Source organism: Bifidobacterium sp. (genome assembly GCF_050874245.1).
Classification (GTDB): Bacteria; Actinomycetota; Actinomycetes; order Actinomycetales; family Bifidobacteriaceae; genus Bifidobacterium.
In genome coordinates, this window is sequence record NZ_JBNMKH010000005.1 from 13,918 (window position 1) to 38,161 (window position 24,244).

The 24,244-nt window shown below is 58.5% G+C and carries 17 protein-coding genes and 1 riboswitch; of the genes, 13 read left to right on the forward strand and 4 right to left on the reverse strand.

The genetic code is table 11. The features are described from left to right. Positions 1-23: 23 nt before the first annotated feature. From ACR0P8_RS01110 to ACR0P8_RS01125, 4 genes are all read right to left on the reverse strand, one after another. Positions 24-1,307 carry a type II secretion system F family protein gene (locus ACR0P8_RS01110; RefSeq protein ID WP_432622871.1) on the reverse strand — a complete coding sequence of 428 codons (1,284 nt, stop codon included), beginning with the start codon at positions 1,305-1,307 and terminating at the stop codon, positions 24-26. Positions 1,308-1,407: 100 nt separating this feature from the next. After that, positions 1,408-1,851 carry a type IV pilin protein gene (locus ACR0P8_RS01115; RefSeq protein ID WP_432622873.1) on the reverse strand — a complete coding sequence of 148 codons (444 nt, stop codon included), beginning with the start codon at positions 1,849-1,851 and terminating at the stop codon, positions 1,408-1,410. Between the two features lie 551 nt (positions 1,852-2,402). Further along, the gene (locus tag ACR0P8_RS01120) at positions 2,403-3,065 is read right to left on the reverse strand and encodes a PulJ/GspJ family protein (RefSeq protein ID WP_432622875.1); all 663 of its coding nucleotides are present in this window, start codon (positions 3,063-3,065) and stop codon (positions 2,403-2,405) included. Between the two features lie 15 nt (positions 3,066-3,080). Continuing rightward, positions 3,081-3,878, reverse strand: a complete 798-nt coding sequence (locus ACR0P8_RS01125; RefSeq protein ID WP_432622877.1) for a prepilin-type N-terminal cleavage/methylation domain-containing protein — start codon at positions 3,876-3,878, stop codon at positions 3,081-3,083. Positions 3,879-4,174: 296 nt separating this feature from the next. Between ACR0P8_RS01125 and ACR0P8_RS01130 the strand changes: the two genes are divergently transcribed. The 13 genes from ACR0P8_RS01130 (at position 4,175) to ACR0P8_RS01190 (ending at position 24,179) form a co-directional block, all read left to right on the forward strand. Then, positions 4,175-5,935, forward strand: a complete 1,761-nt coding sequence (locus tag ACR0P8_RS01130) for a GspE/PulE family protein (protein ID WP_432622879.1) — start codon at positions 4,175-4,177, stop codon at positions 5,933-5,935. Positions 5,936-5,953: 18 nt separating this feature from the next. After that, positions 5,954-8,023 (forward strand): PilT/PilU family type 4a pilus ATPase, encoded by a 2,070-nt coding sequence (locus tag ACR0P8_RS01135; RefSeq protein ID WP_432622881.1) that lies wholly within the window; start codon positions 5,954-5,956, stop codon positions 8,021-8,023. A 117-nt stretch (positions 8,024-8,140) separates the two neighbouring features. Next, positions 8,141-9,928, forward strand: coding sequence for a hypothetical protein (locus ACR0P8_RS01140; RefSeq protein ID WP_432622883.1), 1,788 nt, complete (start codon positions 8,141-8,143; stop codon positions 9,926-9,928). 97 nt (positions 9,929-10,025) lie between these two features. After that, complete coding sequence (locus tag ACR0P8_RS01145; RefSeq protein WP_432622885.1) at positions 10,026-11,177, forward strand: hypothetical protein; 1,152 nt, start codon at positions 10,026-10,028, stop codon at positions 11,175-11,177. Between the two features lie 129 nt (positions 11,178-11,306). Beyond that, positions 11,307-12,293, forward strand: coding sequence for a DUF805 domain-containing protein (locus tag ACR0P8_RS01150; protein WP_432622887.1), 987 nt, complete (start codon positions 11,307-11,309; stop codon positions 12,291-12,293). Positions 12,294-12,408: 115 nt separating this feature from the next. Next, the gene (locus tag ACR0P8_RS01155; RefSeq protein ID WP_432622889.1) at positions 12,409-12,819 is read left to right on the forward strand and encodes a MerR family transcriptional regulator; all 411 of its coding nucleotides are present in this window, start codon (positions 12,409-12,411) and stop codon (positions 12,817-12,819) included. A gap of 177 nt (positions 12,820-12,996) precedes the next feature. Beyond that, a riboswitch (TPP riboswitch) is annotated at positions 12,997-13,109 on the forward strand. Next, positions 13,100-14,017, forward strand: coding sequence for a hydroxyethylthiazole kinase (locus tag ACR0P8_RS01160; RefSeq protein WP_432622891.1), 918 nt, complete (start codon positions 13,100-13,102; stop codon positions 14,015-14,017). (Overlaps the previous riboswitch by 10 nt.) 115 nt (positions 14,018-14,132) lie before the next feature. Beyond that, positions 14,133-16,757 carry a phosphomethylpyrimidine synthase ThiC gene (gene thiC, locus ACR0P8_RS01165; RefSeq protein WP_432622921.1) on the forward strand — a complete coding sequence of 875 codons (2,625 nt, stop codon included), beginning with the start codon at positions 14,133-14,135 and terminating at the stop codon, positions 16,755-16,757. 159 nt (positions 16,758-16,916) lie between these two features. Further along, a complete protein-coding gene (thiD, locus tag ACR0P8_RS01170; protein ID WP_432622893.1) occupies positions 16,917-17,759 on the forward strand; it encodes a bifunctional hydroxymethylpyrimidine kinase/phosphomethylpyrimidine kinase in 843 nt (280 codons plus the stop codon). Between the two features lie 56 nt (positions 17,760-17,815). Further along, positions 17,816-18,181, forward strand: coding sequence for a thiamine-binding protein (locus tag ACR0P8_RS01175; protein WP_432622895.1), 366 nt, complete (start codon positions 17,816-17,818; stop codon positions 18,179-18,181). A 90-nt stretch (positions 18,182-18,271) separates the two neighbouring features. Continuing rightward, entirely contained in the window at positions 18,272-19,318 is a 1,047-nt protein-coding gene (locus tag ACR0P8_RS01180; protein ID WP_432622897.1) for a LacI family DNA-binding transcriptional regulator, read from the forward strand. Between the two features lie 66 nt (positions 19,319-19,384). Next, the gene (locus tag ACR0P8_RS01185; protein WP_432622899.1) at positions 19,385-22,609 is read left to right on the forward strand and encodes a hypothetical protein; all 3,225 of its coding nucleotides are present in this window, start codon (positions 19,385-19,387) and stop codon (positions 22,607-22,609) included. Positions 22,610-22,847: 238 nt separating this feature from the next. Then, positions 22,848-24,179, forward strand: coding sequence for an MFS transporter (locus tag ACR0P8_RS01190; protein ID WP_432622901.1), 1,332 nt, complete (start codon positions 22,848-22,850; stop codon positions 24,177-24,179). The last annotated feature ends 65 nt before the right edge of the window (positions 24,180-24,244 follow it).

The window sequence follows — 24,244 nt, forward strand, 5'->3', positions numbered from 1 at the left end:
ATGAGTGCGGTTGATCATGCCTATCAGGCGTTGCCGGCCTGGCCGTTGATGGCGTCGAACATGGAGAACATCGGCAGGTACAGGGCCACGACCATGAAGCCGACGACCACGCCAAGGACAAGGATCATCAAAGGTTCGAGCAGCGAAGTGAGCTGCTTGGCCATGGATTGCGCCTCTTCGTCATACGCCCTGCCCGCACTGGCGAGCATCTTGTCGATGGCGCCGGAATCCTCGCCGATGGCCACCATCTGTACCATCATGTTCGGGAAGATCTTCTCGGTGCTCATGCTGTCCGCAAGACGGTAGCCGCGTTCCACCAAGCGTCCGACGCGCTTGGACGCTCCTTCGATCACATAGTTGCCGGATGTGGAACCGACGATGTCGAGCGCCTGAAGGATGGGCACGCCAGAGGCGAGCATAGATGAGAAGTTGTTGCAGAAGCGGGCAAGTGCCACGTTGGTGCTGAGCTTGCCGAACACCGGGGCCTTCAGCGTGAACGGGTCCCACCATGTGCGGATGATGTCCTTGTTGCGGTTGCGCTTCCAGAAAACGGCCAGGGCGATGGCCGCGACGATGATGATCGGCAACGCGTACGGCATCGCCTTGCCCATATCCACCATGATCTGGGTGATGAGAGGCAGCTCCGCCCCCATGGAATCATACATGCTGGCGAACGTCGGCACGATGGTGAGCAGCATAGCCGCGACCAAGACCAACGCGATGCAGAGCACCACGACCGGGTATGCCAAAGCGCCTTTGATCTGGCCTTGAAGCCTCACATCCGCCTCGAAGCTGTCGGCCACGGTGATCAGGGATTTGTCAAGGAAGCCGCCGGTCTCGCCCGCGCGGATCATGTTCACCATGATGGGCGGAAACAGGGTGTCCGGGTCGGCGGCCATGGCCTCGGAGAACGAGGCGCCGCCTTCCACCTGGGCCACGCATACCTGCAACGCCTTGCGCAGTTTCGGATTGGTGACCTGATCGGTGACGATGTTCAACGCTCGGATCAGAGAGACGCCGGCCGCCACCATGGTGGCGAGCTGGCGGGCCATGACGGCGAAGTCCTTCTTGCTGGGGTATTTCTCGAACGCTTTGATGTTGATTTCGGTGTTGAGGCCGGTGCCCGCAGCCGTGTCCACCAGATCCGTGGGATATAGTCCAAGCTTTTTGATGCGTTCGATGGCCTGGTCTCGCGTCTGCGCCTCGACCACGCCCTTCTCTTTGCGCTGACCGTCGAATGAGACGCCCTTGTAACGCCACTGCCTTGTGCCGCCATCCATTTGAACCTGCGCGTCATTGCCGGCCATGTTGCCCCCGAATTTTTTTGTGCTTTGTTTTTTATGGGATATGCAGGTGTCGGGGATGGAAAACCATCCCCGACACTAGACTCAGTGAATCATCACTAAGTCACTTCTTCTTATTATCAGCAGACATCGAACCCAGGGATGAATCGTACGTGTACACCTTCGTACCAGTGTTGTCATCGTGACCCTTGATGGTATAAGCGTTGCCATCGCCCGCGTTCGCCGAAATCGTAATCTCCACACCCTTGGAGACGGTGATCTCCTGGTCGGAGCTGCCCAGGGTGGTCTTGCCCTCCTTGTAGGTCTTAGCCCAGCCGCTATCGAACTTGCCGTTGTTCGCAGTCATGGCGGTCTCGACCACCAAGCTGGCATTCTTCACATCCGACTCAATGGTGGAGTTCCACGCGGACTTGCGCTGGTTCAGGTAGATCGGCACGGCCACCGCGGCGAGGATGCCGATGATGATCACGACCACCAGCAGCTCGACCAGGGTGAAGCCCTTCTCGCCCTTAGCACGACGGTTCAAAGCAGCACGCACGCTCTTCATGATGAATCCTTCTTTCCAAAACCCGAAGACCACCACATCGCTTCCAACGGTGGACCCGAGAAGCGGCCTTCCACGGCCCCTGACGGAACCGCCCTTTTTTATTGTTTTTTCTGGCTCACATAACCAGGTGGCTTCAACTATAGAGCAGAAAAACCAGCCACAAACACAGAATCAACACATTCCCCGATGAGCGCCCGTGCAACAACGCATCACAATTCCATCACAGTTTCATACACATTTTCTTCACAGACAATCACCCCCACCTTCACCTGCGGATCGGCGGGATGCCGCGACCCAACCGACACAATTGGTCCAGCGCTGAACCAATCTTATGAAACGTTTGCAAAGCCACTGAAATCGTTTGCAAGATTTGCATAGCCACACTGCAAAATCCGTGAAGAAAAAAATCACTGAAATCATCACAAAATCGTATTACATCGGCGTGTCGGGGGTTATAAATCGTAAAACCATCTCACAAACGTCACATAACCAATACAAAAAACGGCTCTCCAAAGAGGGTCGTTTAGATGAAAACGTTAAGCAGAAAGCGCTCATCCACACTTGTTGAAATCGACTGATGCGCCGGATGCGACATTACGCGCGGTGAACGACGTGGACGTGTTCGATGTGACCGGCTTGCCGCCCACGAACGAACCTGTGACCGGAGAATACCGGACCACCCGGGTGCTGGCGTCCACCGTGAAAAGACTCGTGTTGAATAATGCGTCGTCCGTGGTGGTGGCTGTGGCGGAGTTCATCACCGATCCAAGCACCACATGTCTGCTCCATGCGCCGGAACCGGCATCATATGGCCTGGTTCTCACCGTCACCGACCCATAGCTGTCCACCGATTTGCCCGACCAGGTGGCTTCCGTGTAGTCGATCACCGCGCATTGCTTCACCCCATCGGAGTCATGGGTGACCAATGCGATCTTGCCGCCCTCGTCCTTGACGCCTTCCGCGTTGCGGATGTATTGGTCCAGGCTGCGCACCGACGTGGCTATCTCCGTAGATGATCTGGCGCGGATGGTGTCGGAACTGGTGGTGTGCAGATACTGCACGATAGACATGGTGAACAAAGTGGACACCACCGCGAAGATGAACAGCGAGACCGTCATCTCCACCAAGGTGACGCCGCCCTGCCCCTCCGCACGTCTGCGCAATACGCGCAACAGCCGGCGGTTCAGACTGAATCCGGAATGCTTTTCTTCCATGATGCGCCTCGATTCCTAGTCTCCGACCACATTGAGCAGCTCGTTGGTGGTGTAGACGGCCGTCGTCTTGCCGTTGTTCATGCCGTCTTTCCAAGTGACGCCCACCACCACGCGGACCATGGGCATATAGGTCTTCGATTCGTAGATGAATCCCTTGGTGGGAATGGAATTCCGGCTCAATATCGCGGATTTCAACGACGAGTCCTCGGTACCGTCCAATCCGGCGATGCTCGAGCCGCCGCTGATGCCGAGGGCCGAGGCGGTTTTGCAATCCATGGTTCCGCTCAGCCGATAGCATTTCTCCACCACGGTGTTCACCGTATACTTGGTCTGTTTGGCATCTTTGCCTGTGGTGGCACGCACCGGCTGGATGTATTTGCCGGCATCCGTGTCCGGCGTATCCGTCGCAGCCAGATCCGAAGGCTGGGAGCTTATAGCCCCCACCGCGGCGAGATTAGCCTGCGCTTGATTGACGCCATCCACTCCCATGCCGGCCAGCAGATCGACATAATACTGAGCCGGCTTCGATTTGTCGTCCGCTATCTGCGCCCTCATACGTTCGATACCGTCACTGCCCAATGAGACGGCGGTGGACCGCTGCTGCTGGGCGTATGACGTGTGGATGGCCGTGATGGCGAACTGCGCCGCGGCCAGACCGGTGACGCTCAGCACCACCACGGCCACCAGCACCTCCACCAAAGTGAAGCCCGCCTCACCCCGATTCGTCAATCGTTTGACACGACCTGCCGCAAGCCCTGCCACATTGCCGCTTCCCGCTCGCTCCATGAGCAGCTCCTTCAGTGCGAAAATCACCCCATCTTTGGAGGTGACAGGAATTTTCTCAGAACCGTAGACGCTTCGGTCCTTCACAGATATCCGATACTGTATCACGAATTCCATGCCAACGATTGCATACCCCGGCAAATATGCATCTGGCTCGATTTTGCCGGGCTGACGCGCTAATATATGTGGAAGTGACACGTCGCAAGGCGTGGCCACAGCTCACATGACCTTAGAAAACTGAACATTCTTGAGCCCGCGGATGCCAACATTTGCAAGGGTTCTTGTTCTTATGCCGCGCACACCAGTCCACGGTCCAGGAGGTCATTATGAGCGACGCTGGTTCAGGAGGGCGTTTCCCCTTCCTCAAACGCAATCGAAACGAAGACACGCCGAGCAGCTTCTCTCAGCGTATGGATCCGCATGTTCCGACAACGGGTGAGATCAACCAGATCTTCGCGCCAAGCCAACCACGTCACGCAGCCGCTTCGGCCAACGACGCCACCGGCGACTTCCCGGCCATGCCCGATCCGAAGAACGGCATGGATGAAAAAACCGAACGCCAATACGCCATGGCGCTGGCCCAAGGCATGAGTCTGCCGTTCGTCGATCTTAACGAGTACCAGATCGACAAGGAAGTCGTCAATATGGTGCCCGACGACCTGTGCCGCACCAACCAGCTTCTGCCGCTGTCCATCGTCAATGGACGCATCACCGTGGCCATGGCCGATCCGAAGAACTTCGCCGCCATCGACGACGTCTCCGCGACCACCGGCATGCCGGTCATCCCCATGGTCGCCATGCCTTCGCAGGTCAGGGAATCCATCAACCGCTATCTGCGAGCCAACGCCGAGCTGAACGAGCTTTCGCAGGAAATCGCGGCGACCGCGAAGAAGGAGGTCGACCTCGAGGAGGACAACGCCGAGGATGCCTCCCCCGTCGCACGATTCGTCAGCCTGCTCATCAACCAGGCCATCGACGACCACTGCTCCGACATCCACATCGAACCGCAGGAAGACGGCCTGCTGGTACGCTACCGTATCGACGGCGTGCTGCACGTGTTCCAAAAGGCGCCGAAGGCCATGACCCAGGGCGTGATCAGCCGCATCAAGGTCATGTCCGACATGGACATCGGCGAGCGCCGCAAGCCGCAGGATGGCCGTATCACCGTCAGGCACAACGGCAAAAAGGTGGATCTTCGTGTGGCCGCGCTGCCTACGGTGTGGGGCGAGAAGATCGTCATGCGAATCCTGAGCACGCCTTCCGGCAATCTCAAGGTGGAGGATCTGAACTTCAGCCAGCGCAATTTCGACGTGTTCTCCAAAGCGTACAACCGTCCATATGGTCTGGTGCTGGTCACCGGTCCTACGGGTTCTGGTAAGTCGACCACCCTGTACGCCACTTTGGGTGATGTGGCGAAGCCGGAAATCAACATCATCACCGTTGAGGACCCGGTGGAGTTCCGCATGAAGGGCATCAACCAGGTGCAGGTCAACAACAAGGCCGGCATGACGTTCGCCGCGGCCCTTCGTTCGATTCTTCGTGCCGATCCGGATGTGGTGCTCATCGGTGAGATCCGTGACGAGGAGACCGCCAACATCGCCATCGAAGCTTCGTTGACGGGCCACTTGGTACTGTCCACGCTGCATACCAACGATGCGCCAAGCGCCGTCACCCGTTTGACTGAAATGGGCGTGGAACCGTTCCTGCTGAGCTCGTCGCTCGCCGCGGTCATGGCCCAACGACTCGCCCGACGCCTGTGCAAGAAGTGCAAGCGTCAGGACACCGCCACTGAGGTGGAGCTCAGGATGATGGGCGTGGACCGCAAGCCCGGAACTCCTCTCCCCACGGTGTGGCGTCCGGTAGGTTGCCGTGAATGCGCCAACACCGGCTATAGCGGGCGTGTGGCCATCCAGCAGGTCATGGGCGTGGATTCCACTATGGAGGATCTCATCGCCCGTGGCGCCACTTCTATCGATATCGACAAGGCCGCAAGGGAACAAGGCATGACCACTCTTCGTGAGGATGGTTGGCAGAAGGTCCTTCAAGGCATCACCTCCGTGGAGGAAGTGCTCCGCGTGACGGTGTGAGGAAAGTGAGCGTGCATCATGAGCGCAATCAGCATTTTCAATGTGTTCGGCAAGGAAGGCAAGTCGCAGAAGACCCAGCAGCCGGCGCAGCAGTCTCAACAGCAAAGGACGGCAATGACCGACGAACAATCGACGTGGGACGGCCCCAACGCCCTTGCGGGGCTTAAGGGCGTGACCATTCCGAATACGGCGCCGACATTCGGCGGCGGCGATCCGAACAAGGGGCGTCATTGGTCGACCGACGACGCCATCCAAGTGGGCGACAGCGATCTAAGGAACATTTTCTCCACCATGGATTCCATGCCGGCGGTGCAACAGGATGAGGTGGATATTCCCGGTTCAGCGCCGGATAAGCAGCAGACGCAAGTGCAACCGCCCGTGCAACAGACGCAGCAGACTGCCGTCACACAGCCCATTGGACAACAACCTGCCGTTGCCCAATCACAGCCGACGGTGCAACAGCAGCCATCCGCACAGCCAATCGCACAGCCTGTTGCGCAGCCCGCACCACAACAGGAATACCGGCAGCTGCAGAATGTGGAGCAGACCTTCCAATCGTCCGAAAGCCAGACGCAGCCCGTCATACAGCAGGACGCGGTCCAACCGAAGCAGGACACGTACATATTCCCGTCGACGCCCGAAAACCAGCAGGTCGATTCCGACCAGCTGCAGTTCGACGCTGATATCGATGCCACTGAACCCACTCCCAAAAGAGTGGAATCCGGCCCCATCCAGCAGATAGACAGCGAGCCTCCGGCATTCGTGCCAGGCAACACGCCTTTTGCGAAGACCCAGGCCGATGTCACGCAGACCGCGGTGCAGAGCAATCCGCTGGTCATCAACCACATTCCGCAGAACGCCATGTATCAGGTGCCGAGACAGCCACAGGTCATGCCTTTCGCGGATTTCGTGGTGCCTGAAACCAGTGATTCCGACGAGGATGCGGTGCCGAAGGAACGCAAGGTCAAAGCCCAGCAGGTGGAGGATCTACTGCGCGCGGAGCATCCTGAGGCGGATGACGAGTTCGTTGCCGCGATCCGCCAGCTGGTGGAGCTCAACGCCTCCGATTTGCATCTGGTAGTCAACGATCCGCCGATGCTGCGCGTGGATGGCAAGCTGAGACCGGCCAAGGGCCTGAACGTGTGGGATAAGAACCGCACATACGAGGCCGTGAAGGTCATGACCAACGAATTGGAGCTTGAACGGTTCAAAGAGGATTGGGAGCTCGATGTCTCCTTCGCGATCGGCGATCTGCTCCGTTTCCGCGTGAACGTGTACCACGACCGTATGGGCGTGTGCGCCGCGCTCCGTACCATTCCGACCACCATCAAAACCGCTCAGGAACTGGGGCTTGACCCGCGTATCGCCGATCTGGCGCTACTGCCACGAGGTCTGGTGCTTGTATGCGGTCCTACCGGATCCGGCAAGTCGACCACGTTGGCCGCGATCGTGGATAAGGCGAACGCGGAACGTGCCGACCATATCATCACCATCGAGGACCCGATCGAATTCGTGCATCAGCATAAGAAGTGCGTGATGAGCCAGCGCGAGGTGGGTACCGATACGAAGAGCTTCGCGGAGGCGTTGAAGCGCGCGCTGCGTGAGGATCCGGACATCATCGAAGTCGGCGAATTGCGAGATCTGGAGACCATCTCCACCGCGTTGACCGCAGTGGAGACCGGCCATTTGGTGTTCGCCACCCTGCACACGCAGGATGCGGGCTCCACCGTGGACCGTCTGATCGACGTGTACCCGGAGAACCAGCAACAGCAGATTCGCGTGCAGGTGGCCTCCACCCTTCGTGCCGTCATCGTGCAGACGCTGATTCCACGCGCCACAGGACATGGACGCGCCCCGGCCACCGAAGTGATGATCAACACTCCGGCAGTCGCATCACTGATTCGAAGCGGCAAGGCGCATCAGATCCGCACCGTGCTGCAGTCCGGCGAGAAGGAAGGCATGCACACGCTCGATCAGGATCTGGCGCGCCTGGTAAACAAGGGCACCATCACATTCGAGGATGCGATGGTGAAGGTGCAGGTGCGCGAGGAATTCGAGAAGCTCTGCGGCGCACGCAAATCCTTCTGACCTTCATCGAATGATTGGACCAATGGCGGGTTCGTGGCGGCGAGACCGTGGCGGACCCGTCATTTTTCAGTGCGCCAAAAATCGTAATGCATATTCCGTAAACGACAGGAAACGACAATGAGTTCGGCAACAGCAACCGCCGCGGGGAAAACGACGCGATTCGGCAAAGCCCGGCATTGGATCACGCCGTTCCGTCTGCATTGCGTGGTTCTCGCCGTGTATGTCATCGTGGTGGCCACGGTGATGTGTTTCCACGAGCCGTGGTTCGACGAAGCCCAGGCATGGCTCATAGCGCGCGACTGCTCATGGCGCGAGATGATTCTGGAACGCCCCCACTACGAGGGGCACCCGCCGCTGTGGTGGATGATTCTTGCCGTGCCCGCCAAGCTGGGCGTTCCCTACGAAATCGGTCTGAAGAGCGTCAACCTGATCTTCGCCACGCTCATGGTCTGGCTGCTCGAATTCAAGACCAAGCTGCCGGAGCTGTTCAAGACGATACTGCCGTTCTCCTACTTCCTGTGCTACCAGTACGGCGTCACCTCACGTCCGTATGCGCTGATGATCTGCGCGATGCTGCTTGTGGCCATCAATTGGAAGACGCGCAACAAGAAGCCTTGGCACGAGGTGTTCAGTCTGATGCTGCTGTGCCTGACCAGCTCGTACGGCATCGTGATCGCCGGCATGTTCGCAGCCAACTGGGTGCTCGGGTTCCTGAAATCCGACCATTCGCCGATCCACAATAAGCGAAGGTTCTTCGCTTTGCTTGTATTGCTGGCGTTCGCCGTGATTCTGATCCTCGACGTCATTCCAGCGAAGGATGTGTTCCACGGCAATTTCGACATGCACGGAATCTACGAACCGGTCCCCATCTGGCAGCAGTTCCTCAACGCTTGGATCCTGCTGCCATCCGAAACGCTGTTCACATCAATTCAGACAAGCTCCTCCCTCAACTTTGTGACGCTTTCATGGGACCAAGTCATCGAGGCGGGGCTTTTCTCCGGACTGATGTGGGCATTCCTCATCCAAATCAGCCGACGCAGGAATCATATGGCGCTGCTGCTGACCACGTATCTCGCGATAAGCATCGCGTTCATGCAACACTTCTCCACACATCACAACGGCATCGTGCTGGGATTCTTCATGGCGATTCTGGCCATCGACTGCGAGACGGAACCCATAAGCGCCGACGACTGGCCGAAACGGTGCTTGGCTTTGGCTGATTGGTTCATCGGTAAGCTTGGAGAAAAAACCTCGCTACGCTATTTCAATCTGATGAAAGCACTTGGAATGGCGCTCATGCTCGTCAGCGTGTATTGGACTGTCAGCGCGAGCATCTGCGACATCCGTTACGATTACGCGCCTTCCAGGGCGATGGCGAACTATGCCAAAACCTATCATCTGGATAAGTACCGGTGGATGTCCGGATGGACCCGTCTCGTCAAGACGGCCGACACCACGCCAAGCGTCGCCGAATTGATCGACAAAGGCGGTTACTGCGCCGGCGGAAACGATTGCATCGATTACACTTCCTGGCTGCCACGGACACAGACGGAAATGGCCCCGTACTTCAAGCACAATCTTGCGGCGAACGCGTACAAAGGCCACAGCTTTGCGTCATGGGATTGGATAGAACACCCCTACGAGAGCAAAAAGGATCTTGCCGCTTGGAAAAGCTGGGGCGAGCCGGAAGTCTACGACACCATCTACCAGCCGTTCTATTTTTCCGTTCTGGGATACGACCGCAACGACTACACCAAAGTCCACGTCGCCGATACCGTCACGCCTTGGAAGGACCAGCGAACAACCGATTCCTATGACATCTACGTCCGCAACGACATCTATGAGAACGTGATGCACTCCCCCAATACGGGCATCGCCTGGCCGGACGGGTCCAAACGGAAGTAATTACCCGCCATCCGTGTTCGACATATGTCCGATTTTTATTCGTTTATAGAAAAGATGAGCGGCGACGAGATGCGTCACGCTCCAGTAGACTGAGGTTATGCTGTTGACTGATTCGAATTCGCGCGGTCTGCGAATCGCCAAAAATATTCTGATTGTGGTCATCATATGCGCGGTATTCGTCACGGCTGTGTATTTCAAAAAAGGCACCGCATCAGACGAAAGCGATTGGGCTACGCAGCAAATCGAAACCATGCAGGGTATTCGGCAGACAGCGCAGGACAGTATCGCATTCGCGCAGGGCATGGAGAATCCGGACGAATACGCAGCGCAAATCGAAACCGTGCAGCAGTACATCACCGACTACGACCAGTTGGCGAAAACCAGGGAGATTCAGTCGATCACCACGCGCGATCCAGTGCAGCGTGCGCTCGGTTCGCTGAATCGCAATCGTCAGCAGGAAGCCGTTGCCAATATGCGGATCACGGCGAGTAACCTCGACAAGCAGACCAAGACGCTGCTCGATGCGGTGGACAAAACCATGGCGGACGATTTCACCCAGCATGGTGGCCAATGGCTGTTGCAGGTGGATGATCCGACGCAGGTGAACGAGCTGATCGACCGATACGGGAAGGACCGTCATTACTCATCCATGCGGGAACTGCTCACCGATCTGCAGTCGCTGCAAAAGCTACGTTCGACGGTGAAACAGCAGGTGTCGGACGCGGTGGCCAACCTACATGACGCGGAAGGCTCCGCCGCGGCAATCGCCGTACCGACGCTCAATGGCGACCTTGATCCGGCCGGTTGGTACACGCTCGCTACGAACGTGGCGGGAACGATGGGCGTGCAGATCGAGCAGACCATGGAATACAGCTGCGGCGGACAGACCGATGGTCTCCCCCAGGAGCTCACCGTGGCGTATTACTGTCAGACATCGGATCGTGCGCAACGGAACGTCGTACACATCCTCACCACACATCCGTCATGGACGCAGACCACGCGAAGCCCCTGGTTGGTGGATGTCGTCAAACATGAGTTTTCGCATCGTTCAATCATGATCTCCTGCGGAACCATACAGCCCGCGATCGCCGGTGACCGTACGGAAGCGGTGACGAATTCCTATTCCGCGCTGTATTTCGGAGCCGACCGCGGACGCATCGCCGAACAACAGCAAGGTCTGGCCGAGTACGCGATGGATGAGCAAAGCGACCAGATCGCAGCTTCCATCCACGATGGCAATTGTGGGTGAGCGGCAATCTCAGGAGCTAATACGGAATATTCCAGCTCGTGATATGGATTCTCGGAAAATATCCGATTATGCTATCGTTTTCACTGTATTCATGTGTCGGAAGTCGTTTTCCCAGTCGAAAGGCAACCAATGACGGCACCAGACCAGTACGGTTCCCAAAATCCATATAACCCCTATGGCTCCCTCAATATGAACACATCACCATCAGGCACAACGGGCGAAGCTCGGCAATCGCAGCAATATGACAGCTACTATGCCACATCCGGCACACCCGTGCCGCCACCCGTCGTCGATTACGCCGAGATCAGTCGCACGCATAGTCTCGATCTGCCTGCATACGGTTGCAATATCGCCGACGCCAACATGCGATTCTGGAAGAAGTTCCTCGACACCAAGGGACGCGCGTCGCGCAGTGAGTTCTGGTGGTGTCTGCTGACATACTGGCTGTTGCTTTTCGCGTTTGGCGTGCTCATCGGACTGTCGGACATCGATGACAGGACCTCCAATATCGTGGAAACCGTTGCGAAAGTGGTGTTGCTCGTGCCGTTCATCACCCTTTCCGTACGGCGTCTGCATGACAGCGGCAGGGACGGCAAGGTTCTCGTCACGCTGCTCGTCGTTTCAGGCATAGGCAATCTTCTCGGCCGTTTCGGAGGGCTGACGCTCGGCATGGGCGCGTTGCGTGCGATAGGCGGAGACGGATCGATGAGCGGCGTCCACACCGGCATCGGCGTGGTGATCATCGCTTTGCTGCTCATCGTCGCCGCACCTATCGCCTACCTTATATTCATGGCCTTGCCCAGCGATCTGGAAGGCGCACGATTCGACGAGATGTCGATCGAACGTATGGAAATGGCGGCCAGCATGCGGGCCGGTCGGCGTCCGCAAACAGCCTCCGGATACAGTGCGGCTTCCAATTTCACGAGCGATTCCACCTCCGCCGAAGTCCGGAATGAGGACATTTTCGCCGCGCCGCAACCCGCTTATTCGCCACGAGGCGGAACCGTGTTCGCGCCGCAAGGCATGGCGCAGCCCACGGCGAGCGCAGCACCGAAACTGGGCGCGCAGTCCGTACAGCCATCCCCGAATCCGTTCGGGACGGAATGGGAAGAATAAATAAGCCCCAATTCCCGACGAACGAAAAATCCAACCGCAGCATGTCCGTTCATGCCGCTTCTGCCGACATCCAGTCCCGTCGACAGAAGCGGCGCATGCGACAGTCCACGAGAACATGAAAACCTACACGATGAAGCAGGCCTGCGAACTGACCGGCATGAACTACGAGGCATTGAAGTTCTATTGCAATTCAGGGCTCGTGCCGGGTCTCAAGCGGGATCACAACAATCGACGCGTCTTCGATGAACGATGCATCGCATGGATCAACGGCCTGACATGTCTCAAACGATGTGGCCTAGGCATCAAAGAGATGCAACACTACACGCAGCTCTGTCTTGAAGGTGAGTCGTCGATACCGGAACGGCAGGAAATCCTTGCAGAAAAACGCGAGCACCTAGAAGCGCAACTGGAGGGACTGCGCAAAGCCATCGCCTACATCGACGAAAAACAGCGCTTCTACGAAGACGTGACCGCCGGCAGGACGGCATATTGCAGCAACGTCATAGACACAACGCAGAGCGACTGACAGCATTTCGTAGGTGATTTTTGCGTTCCGTAGACGGTCAGCTTCGAATCCGGACACGAGCAAACGCCTAATTCCAGGCATCTCGCCGGCGCTTATCCGGCAGCAACCACCTATGGAAGCCCAAAAACACCTACGGAATTGCACCTGTCAAGGGACGCAGATAGATTAAGCACTGTTGTAAACATGCGGGGGTGCTTGACGGCCAAGTCCGGCAAGCTGAGATAGGCACGACGCCTGACCCTTTGAACCTGTTGGTTAGGACCAACGTAGGGAGCAGATCATGAGTATTGACTCATATGCCGACGGCACCGACAGCAACGATGGCATGGCATCCGTTTCGGTCACCGATCCGATTCGCACGAAGATCAGGCAAGCCGTCATCGACGTGCGCGAGCAGACTCCGCTGGCGCAGTCGTTCACCAATTTCGTAACCATCAATCTGGTGGCCAACGCGCAGCTTGCCGCCGGTGGCACGGCCGCCATGAGCTATCTGCCGGACGACGTGATTGCCACCGCCGAAATTGCCGGATCCAACTACATCAACGTGGGCACGCTGCTGCCGTTCTTCAAGGACGCGCTGCCCGAAATCGCATACAAACTGCACAAGAACGGCAAGACGTGGGTACTCGACCCGGTCGCGGCCGGCATCGGCGAGACGCGCACGGCCATTCTCGAATCGTTCCGCACATATCCGCCGACCATCGTACGCGGCAACGCCAGCGAGATCATCGCGCTCGACGCGATGTGGGGTCTCGCCAACGCTGAACAGGACAATCCGACCACCCGTCCCGCGGGCGTGGAGGCCGTCGATGCGGTTGATTCGGCTGTCGACGCGGCCAAGCGCATCGCCCGTCATCTGGCGAAACATTCCCCCATCGGCAAGGGCGCGGTCGCGGTATCCGGCGCGGTCGATCTGGTGACCGACGGAGACCGTACTTTCCGTCTGCCCGGCGGCAGCGCGATGATGACGAAAATCACCGGCGCCGGCTGCTCGCTCGGCGGCGTGACCGCAACGTATCTCGCCGTGACCGAACCACTTGTGGCGGCACTGGCCGCATCGTTGCTGTATGACCGCGCGTCCGAAATCGCGCAGACGCAGTCGAACGGCCCCGGCTCGTTCCAGGTGGCGTTGCTCGATGCGCTGTGGAACGTCACCGCCGATCAAGTGGCCACGTCCGAAATCAACGAAACCGTCTGATTCCGATTCTCGGGATTAATTTTCACATAACCACAATCGTATATACGGAATATATACGATTGCATATGATCATAAGACTTCTTCTGGAGCACTTACTCAATATAAAAAGGGGAAAATAATGGATAACTATCCATATGCATCCATGCGCGACTGTTTCGACATGAGCGCATATTTCGTGGTCGGCCCTCAGGATTGCAAGGGCCGACCGGTGACGGACGTGGTCGATGACGCTTTGCGCGGCGGCGCGACGTTCATCCAGCTGCGTGCCAAGGATGCCGACGCGAAGGACATCACCGAGATGGCCCGCGACATCGCCCAGATCATCGAAGACAACGGCAAGTCCGATTCCGTGGCGTTCGTCATCGACGACCGCGTGGACGTGGTGTGGCAGGCCCGCAACAAGGGCATCAAGGTGGACGGCGTGCACATCGGCCAGACCGATATGGAACCACGCGAGGCCCGCGCGCTGCTCGGTGAGGACGCCATCGTCGGTCTGTCCGCGGAAACCGAAAGCCTGGTGAAGCTTATCAACGAGCTGCCGGACGGCTGCATCGACTATATCGGTGCCGGCCCGCTGCACGTGTCCACCACCAAGCCGGAAGCCTCCGTGGGCGGCAACGACGGTTCTGGACATACGCTCGACGAGGAGCAGATCAACACGATTTGCACGGCAAGCGAATTTCCCGTGGTCGTCGGCGGCGGCGTGCATGCCGATGATATGGAGATGCTGGCACGCTCCAAGGCCGCCGGCTGGTTCGTGGTGTCCGCAATCGCGGGCGCGGACGATCCGGAAGCAGCCACCCGTGAGATGGTGACGCGGTGGAAGGCGGTGCGCGGCGACAGGAAGCACGGCTATGCTCCGCGTGTGAAAGCTGCGACCCCGGCCGAGAAGCCCGTCGAAGCAACCGAGAAGAAGTTCACGAACGCCAAGGAAGCCAAGGCGGCATCCAAGCTGGCCAAGCAACAGCGCGTGGACATCGCCGCCCGTGGTTCCAAGCAACGCGACAAGGCGCATATCCGCAAGACCACGCCCGTCCATTTCGAGAACCAGTTCGGTACTTACGATCTGGAAGTGCCATACACCGAGATCAAGCTGTCCGACACCCCCGGCGTCGGTCCGAACGCACCGTTCAAGGACTACAACACGGAAGGCCCCAAGTGCGATCCGAAGGAGGGTCTGGCACCGCTTCGTCTCGACTGGATCCGCGACCGCGGTGATGTGGAGGAATACGAGGGTCGCCGCCGCAACCTCGAAGATGACGGCAAGCGCGCCATCAAGCGTGGCAAGGCCTCCAAGGAGTGGCGTGGACGCCAGCACAAGCCGCTGCGCGCCAAGGACCATCCGGTGACTCAGATGTGGTATGCGCGTCACAACATCATCACCCCGGAGATGCGTTATGTGGCCGAACGCGAGCACTGCAGCGTGGAGCTCGTGCGTTCCGAACTGGCCGCCGGCCGCGCGGTAATGCCGTGCAACATCAACCATCCCGAGGCCGAACCGATGATCATCGGTTCGAAGTTCCTCACCAAGCTCAACGCGAACATGGGCAATTCGGCCGTCACCTCGTCCATCGACGAAGAGGTGGAGAAGCTGACGTGGGCCACCAAGTGGGGCGCCGACACCGTGATGGATTTGTCCACCGGCAACGACATCCACACCACGCGCGAGTGGATCCTGCGCAATTCCCCCGTTCCAATCGGCACCGTGCCGATGTACCAGGCGCTGGAAAAGGTCGAGGACGACGCGTCCAAACTGAGCTGGGAGCTGTTCCGCGACACCGTGATCGAACAGTGCGAACAGGGCGTGGACTATATGACCATCCATGCCGGCGTGCTGCTGCGTTTCGTACCGCTGACCGCCAACCGCACGACGGGCATCGTCTCCCGTGGCGGCTCGATCATGGCCGAATGGTGTCTGCAGCATCATCAGGAAAGCTTCCTATACACGCATTTCGACGAATTGTGCGATATCTTCGCCAAGTACGACGTGGCGTTCTCGCTGGGTGACGGTCTGCGTCCGGGATCGCTGGCGGACGCCAACGACGCCGCGCAGTTCGCCGAGCTCATGACGCTGGGCGAACTCACCCAGCGCGCGTGGCAGCATGACGTGCAGGTGATGATCGAAGGACCTGGTCATATTCCGTTCGACACCGTGCGCATGAACATCGAGATGGAGAAGGCCATCTGCAAGGATGCCCCGTTCTACACCCTTGGACCGCTCACCACGGATACCGCGCCGGGATACGACCACATCACCTCCGCCATCGGCGGCGTGGAGATCGCACGTTACGGCACCGCCATGCTGTGCTATGTAACGCCGAAGGAGCACCTCGGCCTGCCGAACAAGGATGACGTCAAGCAGGGCGTGATCGCCTACAAGATCGCCTGCCATGCGGCCGACATCGCCAAGCACCATCCGCACGCCATGGACCGCGACAATGCGATGAGCAAGGCTCGTTTCGAGTTCCGTTGGCTCGACCAGTTCAACCTGAGCTACGATCCGGACACCGCCATCGCCTTCCATGACGAGACGTTGCCCGCCGAGCCTGCGAAGATGGCTCATTTCTGCTCCATGTGCGGCCCGAAGTTCTGCTCCATGGCCATTTCGCAGAACATCCGCAAGAAGTTCGGCGACGCTGCGGCGCAGGAGAAGCTGGTCGCGGACGCGCAGACGATCGCGGCCGGAATGCAGGCGATGAGCGAGAAATTCCGCGAAGGCGGCTCCACGCTGTATCAGTGAGAGCAGGCGTATTCGTGGATTAGTGCCGTGCATTGACGAATCCACGGCGTAAACTGGCGGTTTTGTGATGCAATGCATGCAGATCCGCCAGTTCGCATACTGATTTGCATGGCGATTCGTATAGCAGACGCCGATGAAGGCACCAAGGAAGGGAACAATATGACCAGCACATTGCCACCGGTATTGAGCATCGCGGGATCGGATTCATCCGGCGGAGCTGGTATCCAGGCCGACCTGAAGACCATGCTCGCCAACGGCGTGTTCGGTATGACCGCCATCGCGGCGCTCACCGCGCAGAACACCACCGGCGTGACGATGGTCACCAACACGCCCCCGGAAATGCTGGCGGCGCAGATCGACGCCGTGTTCGAGGACATTCCTCCGGTCGCGGTGAAGATCGGCATGGTCTCCAGCGCCGAACTTATCGGCGTGATCGCCGATCGTCTGACCGCACATGGCGCGAGGAACGTGGTTCTTGATCCGGTGATGGTGGCCACGTCCGGCGCGAAGCTCATCGAGGACGACGCCATCGCGGCGCTCACCTCCAAGTTGTTCCCCCTGGCCACCGTCATCACGCCGAACATGCCGGAAACCCAGGTACTGTGCGATTTGGCGGTTCAGCAGGGCGCCGGCGAAATCGATTACGAGAACGGCAGCTCCATCCACACCGAGAACGACATGGTCACCGCTGGCCATCTGCTCGCCGGCCATTTCGGTTGCGCCGTCCTTGTCAAGGGTGGCCATGGCACACAGGATGCCAGTGACGTGCTCGTCCAGCCGAACGGCAAAATCACATGGTTCCGTTCCCGTCGTATCGACAATCCGAACACGCATGGCACCGGATGCACGCTGTCCTCCGCGATCGCAAGCCATCTGGCGCTCGGCGAGGACCTGCCGACGGCCGTTGACCATGCCAAGCTGTATCTGACCGGCGCCTTGGAGGCGCAACTCGACCTCGGCCACGGCTCCGGCCCGATGGACCACGCATGGAAGTGGCGCTAGACGACGCAATCCATCGCGGACAAGGCAAGTACGCGCAATCGCAAGAAAGGAACATCATGACGCTCGATCGCAATGCCGAAAAGCAGGAAGTGCCTGTCGACCCGAAAACAGGCAAACCGTATATCAACACGCTCGCCGCGGTGGCCATCTCCCCCGCCGGCGCAAGCCCGGAGAAGTCCACGTACGTGGCGCAGGCCGTGGACGTGATCCGCGAATCCGGTCTGCCGAATGAGACGAACGCGATGTTCACCAATATCGAAGGCGACATCGACGACGTGCTCAAGGTGATCCGCGACGCCACCATGAAGCTTGCCGGCCAAGGCTACCGCACCGACGTGGTGATCCGTCTTGACATCCGCCCCGGTTTCGAAGGGCAGATTCACGCCAAGCAGGAACTGGTGAACGAAATTCTGTCGGAATAACCCCTGACGGGACAAGACATTCCACACGAAAGGCGCGTTTTTCTGGGAAAAGCGCGCCTTTCGCTTTTGTTTGGGTATAGTGTTGCGATTATGACCACGATGAAGGAAATCGCCGAACAGACAGGGGTATCCATTTCCACGGTGTCCCTGGTACTCAACGGACGTGACGAGGGCAGGGTGAATTCCACACTTGCTTCGCTGGTGCGAGACAAGGCGACCGAACTCGGGTACAAGATCAACCCGTTGGCACGAAGCCTGCGCACCAACAAAACCCGCATCCTCGGCTTCATCAGCGAGGAGGTCGCCACCACGCCGTACGCAGGCGGCATCATTCTGGGCGCGCAGGACGCGGCCAGCGCCTACGGCTACATGCTGTTCACCGTCAGCACCGACGGCAAGGCGAGCGAGGAAAACGAAATCGCCACGCTGAAAAGATACGGCGTGGACGGATTCTTCTATTCGAAGATGTCCAACCGCATCGCCAAAGTGCCGAAATCGCTGGACGACTATCCCGTCGTGATGGTGGACGCCACCGATCACGACAACAAGATACCCAGCGTCGAACCCGATGAGTTCATGATCGCATACGATGCCACGAATAGGCTCATCAAAGCCGACTGCGAGCGCATCGCCTACATCGGATGCTCGGAAAGTATGATCGCGCAGGATGGGCGTCTGGCCGGATATCAGGCTGCGCTGCACGATGCCGGCCGTGTTCTCGACCCCTCTTTGATCTGCAACGTGCTGAACAACGGCCCAGCGCTACGCGCGGTCAGCAAACTGTTCGATGACGCCCGCCCCGATGGCTTCTTCTGCTTCAACGACGCACGAGCCTGGTACGTGTACGAATGCGCGGCACGTCATGGACTGACGGTCGGCAAGGATATTTCCGTGGTCGGTGTGGATAATCACCGCGTGTTCGCGGAGACGCTGGAACCGCAATTGACGACCGTGGAACTGCCGCATTACGAAATGGGATACTGGTCCGCCTGCAAGCTGATCTCCATGATCGAAGGCAAGGACGTGGACACCAGCATATGGCCGGAGACCAGGGCTCCCCTACCACCCCTCGATGCGTCGATTCCAGCGAAGATTCACTGCGCGCTGTTGGAGAAGGGGTCAGTCGTGGTCCACTGACTATAATTGGCGTCATATGGCAATCACAGACGATTGCCATATGACGCCAGCGAGAAGAGAGCCACCATGCATATCACGCATTCCCAACGGAAATCCGTCCATCACCCCATTCTTGTCAAAGGCCTGGCCATGCTGGCCGCCGCCACATGCGCGCTGGCAGGAGGCTTGATCTGCACCCAGCCGGCACTCGCGCAGGAAACGTCCGCAACGGACATGTCCGACTCAGCCACGACCACCCCCATCGACAGCAACTCCGACAAGCAGAGCACCGCCGGACTGATTTCCCAGGCAGCCGCACGCGAACAGCGGAACGCGGGAATCGATACACATTCGGTGTTCCCGGACGATTGGCAGATGTCGAGCGGCATGCCGTCCGAGGGCAACGCCCATGTGCTGGTGCTGCGCGTCGATTTCCCCGATATGCATTTCGATTCGGATGACACGTTGGAAGCGTTGCAGGCCGACATTGACGGCTCCGCCGGCACGGCGCCGTTCGAAAGCCTCAAGGCATTCTACGAACGCAGCTCCTATGGCAAGTTGCACATCGACGGCAAAGCCTACAACTACACCGCTTCGAAACCCCGGAGCTCCTACACGGACGACACACGCAGCCTGTTCTACGAGGCGTTGCATGCGCTTGACGATCAAATCGATTACAGCCAGTTCGACGGCAACAACGACGGCAAGATCGATGCGGTGTATATACATTTCGCCGGCCCGGACACGGGATGGGGAAGCGCCTGGTGGTCCAATGAAAGTATCGCGGATTCACCCGGACATGCCGATGACCGGTTCGATGGCAAGCAGCTGTGGAACACCATATTGATCTCGGAAAAGGCGACGCAGGCGGTGACGACCATGTGTCATGAAACCGGCCACGCATTGGGATTGCCGGACTATTATCCTTATGGTAAAGCGGCAGGTGGCTATTACAACAAAGGCGGCATAGGCACGTTCGCGATGATGGAATCAAACACCTCCGATTTCACCGGTTTTTCCAAATGGCTGCTCGGCTGGATGGATGATGACCTCATCACCCGCGCAGTGGTAAGCAGCGACGGCGTCACCTGGAAGAAAGGTCTTGCCGATGCCGAGCATCATGCGGCAACGCTCGATGTGGCACTCTCGGCCCTGTCCACCGATGAGATGAAAGATCATGGAGGGTTCGTCGTCATATCCAACGACAGAACACTGTTGACGGCCTCCGGCATTTTCTCGTCGTATTATCTCGTGCAATATGACGCCGTCGCCGGCGCGCAGACATGCGGCAACATCGCCAAGAAGGCACCTGGATTCCGCGTGTTCCGTATCCAAGCCGAGTTGAATGATTCCAACGACGATTTCCAGCATTCGACTTCCGACGGCGTATGGACCGATCAGCTCATCGAATCGGTCACCGGTCCGGTCGACCGAGCCAACCCGTTCTTCGTGACAGGCGACCATCTCTCGCCGAGCACCATCCCCTCGACCAATTTCCACGAAAACATCGCGTCCGGCTATACCGGTATCGATCTGACGGTGCTTGACAGCAAAGCCACATCAGGCAGCATCCACATCGGTTTCACAACGAAGCCGACAGTGAACTTCACCATCAAAGACGACGTCATGCCAGGGAAACTGTCCAATATCGGCAGTTACCGGCTGTCAACGTCGATCGGGGCGCAAATCACAGACGATTCTGAAGCGAAACTCGTCGTCGATGGCAAATCATACAAAGTATCCGTCCAGGCCAAACCCGGCATGAAGCAGCTGTCCATCAGCGGAATCTCCATCCAGGCGGGAACAATCGGTCCGAAATCGGACTGCGAGTTCGTCTTCCCGGCAGGCATGTTCATCATCGATACCGATCAGAACGGGAATCCCATCTATTCCAAGGAGATCCATGTGCCGGTGCATCCAACGCTCCTGGCCTCAATCGACTTTGCCGGCGACTATGATTTCCCGGAAGGAACAAGCATATCGAATGTGGCCACAATCGACGGCAACGGCTCCTATTACGTGACTGCATCGAACGGATTGGTGACTATCCACAAGGTGGATACCACGGACTATTCGAAGACCGACGGCACGCAGGTGCGTGATATCTCCTTCGGCAGTGACGACATCGTCAAGCCACAGGTAGTCCCGTACGACGCGAACCATATCTTCATCATTCTGACCGTCAACTGGACCGAGCGGAGATTCCTGATCGTCGACACGCGCAACGGATCGGTCACGGCGCAAACCACCACACCAATAGAAACGGACAACACCAACGACCATTACCTGCGCATCGGTCACAGTCTTCTCCTCCAGAATAAGAAGATGACAGGTGAGACCACGGCCTATATGCAGACTTTGGTCACGCCCAAGGGCGACGGCACGTTCTCGGTACGTCGGACCATGCGGCAGTATTATCCGCTGCAGACCACCAGCGATAATCAGGTCTATACCGTGAAAGACGATGCGGATGGCAACCAGGACGTGCGTTTCTACGACGGAAACGAAGTGGAGCGCCATCTCATCGAAGTCGGGACGCCGATTGACGACCAGTCCGCCATCGCCAGCATAGACGACTCGTTCTTCGATGCCCTCAACCCGACGCGGACGCTTCATGTCAAGGGCATGGTCCAGGTCGCCGCCGTCGATACGAATGCCAACGTCAAGGACACGAGATACGCCATCTATGCCCAGCAATGGCAGACTCTGCCTTCGGGCGCAGTGAGATTCGTTTGGCATATCCAGACCTTCGACGCCAAAGGCAATGTCACGTCCGACACCGTCGATTCCAGCGAACTCATCACTCCCGACAATTCCAGCGTCGGAACCAAAGAGGCGCTGCTGCGCATCTCCCCGACCGGCGCCGTGGCCATCACCAGGCTGGATGATGCATCCGTCTACAACACGCTGTTCCTCGACAACAATCACAACAAGCTCTCAACGCTTTGCGATTGGACCAGCGACTGGGGCGATTGGGTCGACGGACGCTGGATGAGCATCGGCACCGATATCGACCAATCCGACACAGTGCATCGACACTACACCGTCACCAGCCGATTCGGCGATCCCTCATCCCCGGGCACGAAGGATGACCCGTCCGAACCTGCAGAGCCGTCCACGCCTGCCAAGCCTGCCGATTCCGGCAACGCTTCCAAGCGGCCGACATCCGATGCGGCACAGACCGGTACGCACACACCGATCGTTATGGCAAATACCGGCTCCGCCGTTATGGTTCGCTGGGTGATCGCCTTGTGCGCAGCCGCCGTCGCTCTCCTGCTTGTCGTGGAATGCACCCGACATGCCGAAAGGTAGTTCCGCGCTTCTGTCCATTTTGTGATTCCCTGTGATTGCAACGCCTCTTCAGGCGTTGCAATCATTGACGTCAATCGATTGACGTCAAACGTTTGACGAAACGTTCTCGATGTGTTATCTTATAGCCATGTTCGCTTTCGGCACGGCAGCTGAAAACGAACCGGCGAAAGCCACACCAACATCAGAAGCGATCGATGCCGCGTGGCAGCGGCACCGCGAAGAGAAAAAGAGAATCAAAATGGCAAGCAACACACGTTCTGCTTGGAAGAATCCTTCCTACCTGCAGAGCTCTTTCGGCATCTTCATGTTCTTCTGCTCGTGGGGCATCTGGTGGTCCTTCTTCTCCAGGTGGCTCACCGACCCGACCCACGGCCTGGGCATGACCTCCGCCCAGCAGGGCCAGATCTACTCCATCAACTCGCTGGCCACCCTGGTCATCATGTTCGTCTACGGCACCATCCAGGATCAGCTGGGCATCAAGCGCAAGCTCGTCATCTTCATCTCCGCCGTGGCAGCCTGCGTCGGCCCGTTCGTGCAGTTCGTGTACGCCCCGATGCTGCAGGCCGGCGGCACCACCCGTTTCATCGGCGTGCTCATCGGTTCCATCGTGCTGTCCGCTGGCTTCATGGCCGGCTGTTCCCTGTTCGAAGCTGTCACCGAACGCTATTCCCGTAAGTTCGGTTTCGAGTACGGCCAGTCCCGCGCCTGGGGCTCCTTCGGCTACGCCATCGTGGCCTTGTGCGCAGGCTTCCTGTTCAACATCAACCCGATGCTGAACTTCTGGGTCGGCTCCATCTGCGGCCTTGGCATGCTGTGCGTCTACGCCTTCTGGGTTCCGGCCGAGCAGAAGGAGGAGCTCAAGAAGGAAGCCGATCCGAACGCGGCGCCGACCAACCCGTCCTTCAAGGAAATGGTCTCCGTCCTCAAGATGCCGACCCTGTGGGTGCTCATCGTCTTCATGCTGCTGACCAACACCTTCTACACCGTGTTCGACCAGCAGATGTTCCCGAACTACTACGCCTCCCTGTTCCCGACCACCGAAATCGGCAACGCCACCTACGGCACCCTGAACTCCTTCCAGGTGTTCCTCGAGTCCGCCATGATGGGCGTCGTCCCGATCATCATGAAGAAGATCGGCGTGCGCAACTCCCTGCTGCTCGGAGCCACCGTCATGTTCCTGCGCATCGGCCTGTGCGGCGTGTTCCATGACCCCGTCACGGTGTCCATCGTCAAGCTGTTCCACTCCATCGAGGTCCCGCTGTTCTGCCTGCCGGCGTTCCGCTACTTCACCCTGCACTTCGACACGAAGCTGTCCGCCACCCTCTACATGGTGGGCTTCCAGATCGCCTCCCAGGTCGGCCAGGTGATCTTCTCCACCCCGCTGGGCTCCCTGCACGATCACCTCGGTGACCGCCCGACCTTCTTCACCATCTCGGGCATCGTGCTGGCCGCTCTGATCTACGGCATCTTCGTGATCAAGAAGGACGACCAGGAAGTCGGCGGCGACCCGTTCTACACCGACAAGCAGCTCAAGGCCATGAAGGCGGCCGGAACGGAAACGAAGGCCTAGGCACCGAGCACAGCTCAACAACAAATCTTGGTGTCCGAAGCGTCCCCCTTTTCCGCTTCGGGCAC

Bases quoted from the DNA above. Each gene is read 5' to 3' on its own strand.
- ACR0P8_RS01110 (WP_432622871.1), bottom strand. From the start codon at position 1,307: ATGGCCGGCAATGACGCGCAGGTTCAAATGGATGGCGGCACAAGGCAG.
- ACR0P8_RS01115 (WP_432622873.1), bottom strand. From the start codon at position 1,851: ATGAAGAGCGTGCGTGCTGCTTTGAACCGTCGTGCTAAGGGCGAGAAG.
- ACR0P8_RS01120 (WP_432622875.1), bottom strand. From the start codon at position 3,065: ATGGAAGAAAAGCATTCCGGATTCAGTCTGAACCGCCGGCTGTTGCGC.
- ACR0P8_RS01130 (WP_432622879.1), top strand. From the start codon at position 4,175: ATGAGCGACGCTGGTTCAGGAGGGCGTTTCCCCTTCCTCAAACGCAAT.
- ACR0P8_RS01135 (WP_432622881.1), top strand. From the start codon at position 5,954: ATGAGCGCAATCAGCATTTTCAATGTGTTCGGCAAGGAAGGCAAGTCG.
- ACR0P8_RS01140 (WP_432622883.1), top strand. From the start codon at position 8,141: ATGAGTTCGGCAACAGCAACCGCCGCGGGGAAAACGACGCGATTCGGC.
- ACR0P8_RS01145 (WP_432622885.1), top strand. From the start codon at position 10,026: ATGCTGTTGACTGATTCGAATTCGCGCGGTCTGCGAATCGCCAAAAAT.
- ACR0P8_RS01150 (WP_432622887.1), top strand. From the start codon at position 11,307: ATGACGGCACCAGACCAGTACGGTTCCCAAAATCCATATAACCCCTAT.
- ACR0P8_RS01155 (WP_432622889.1), top strand. From the start codon at position 12,409: ATGAAAACCTACACGATGAAGCAGGCCTGCGAACTGACCGGCATGAAC.
- ACR0P8_RS01160 (WP_432622891.1), top strand. From the start codon at position 13,100: ATGAGTATTGACTCATATGCCGACGGCACCGACAGCAACGATGGCATG.
- thiD (WP_432622893.1), top strand. From the start codon at position 16,917: ATGACCAGCACATTGCCACCGGTATTGAGCATCGCGGGATCGGATTCA.
- ACR0P8_RS01175 (WP_432622895.1), top strand. From the start codon at position 17,816: ATGACGCTCGATCGCAATGCCGAAAAGCAGGAAGTGCCTGTCGACCCG.
- ACR0P8_RS01180 (WP_432622897.1), top strand. From the start codon at position 18,272: ATGACCACGATGAAGGAAATCGCCGAACAGACAGGGGTATCCATTTCC.
- ACR0P8_RS01185 (WP_432622899.1), top strand. From the start codon at position 19,385: ATGCATATCACGCATTCCCAACGGAAATCCGTCCATCACCCCATTCTT.
- ACR0P8_RS01190 (WP_432622901.1), top strand. From the start codon at position 22,848: ATGGCAAGCAACACACGTTCTGCTTGGAAGAATCCTTCCTACCTGCAG.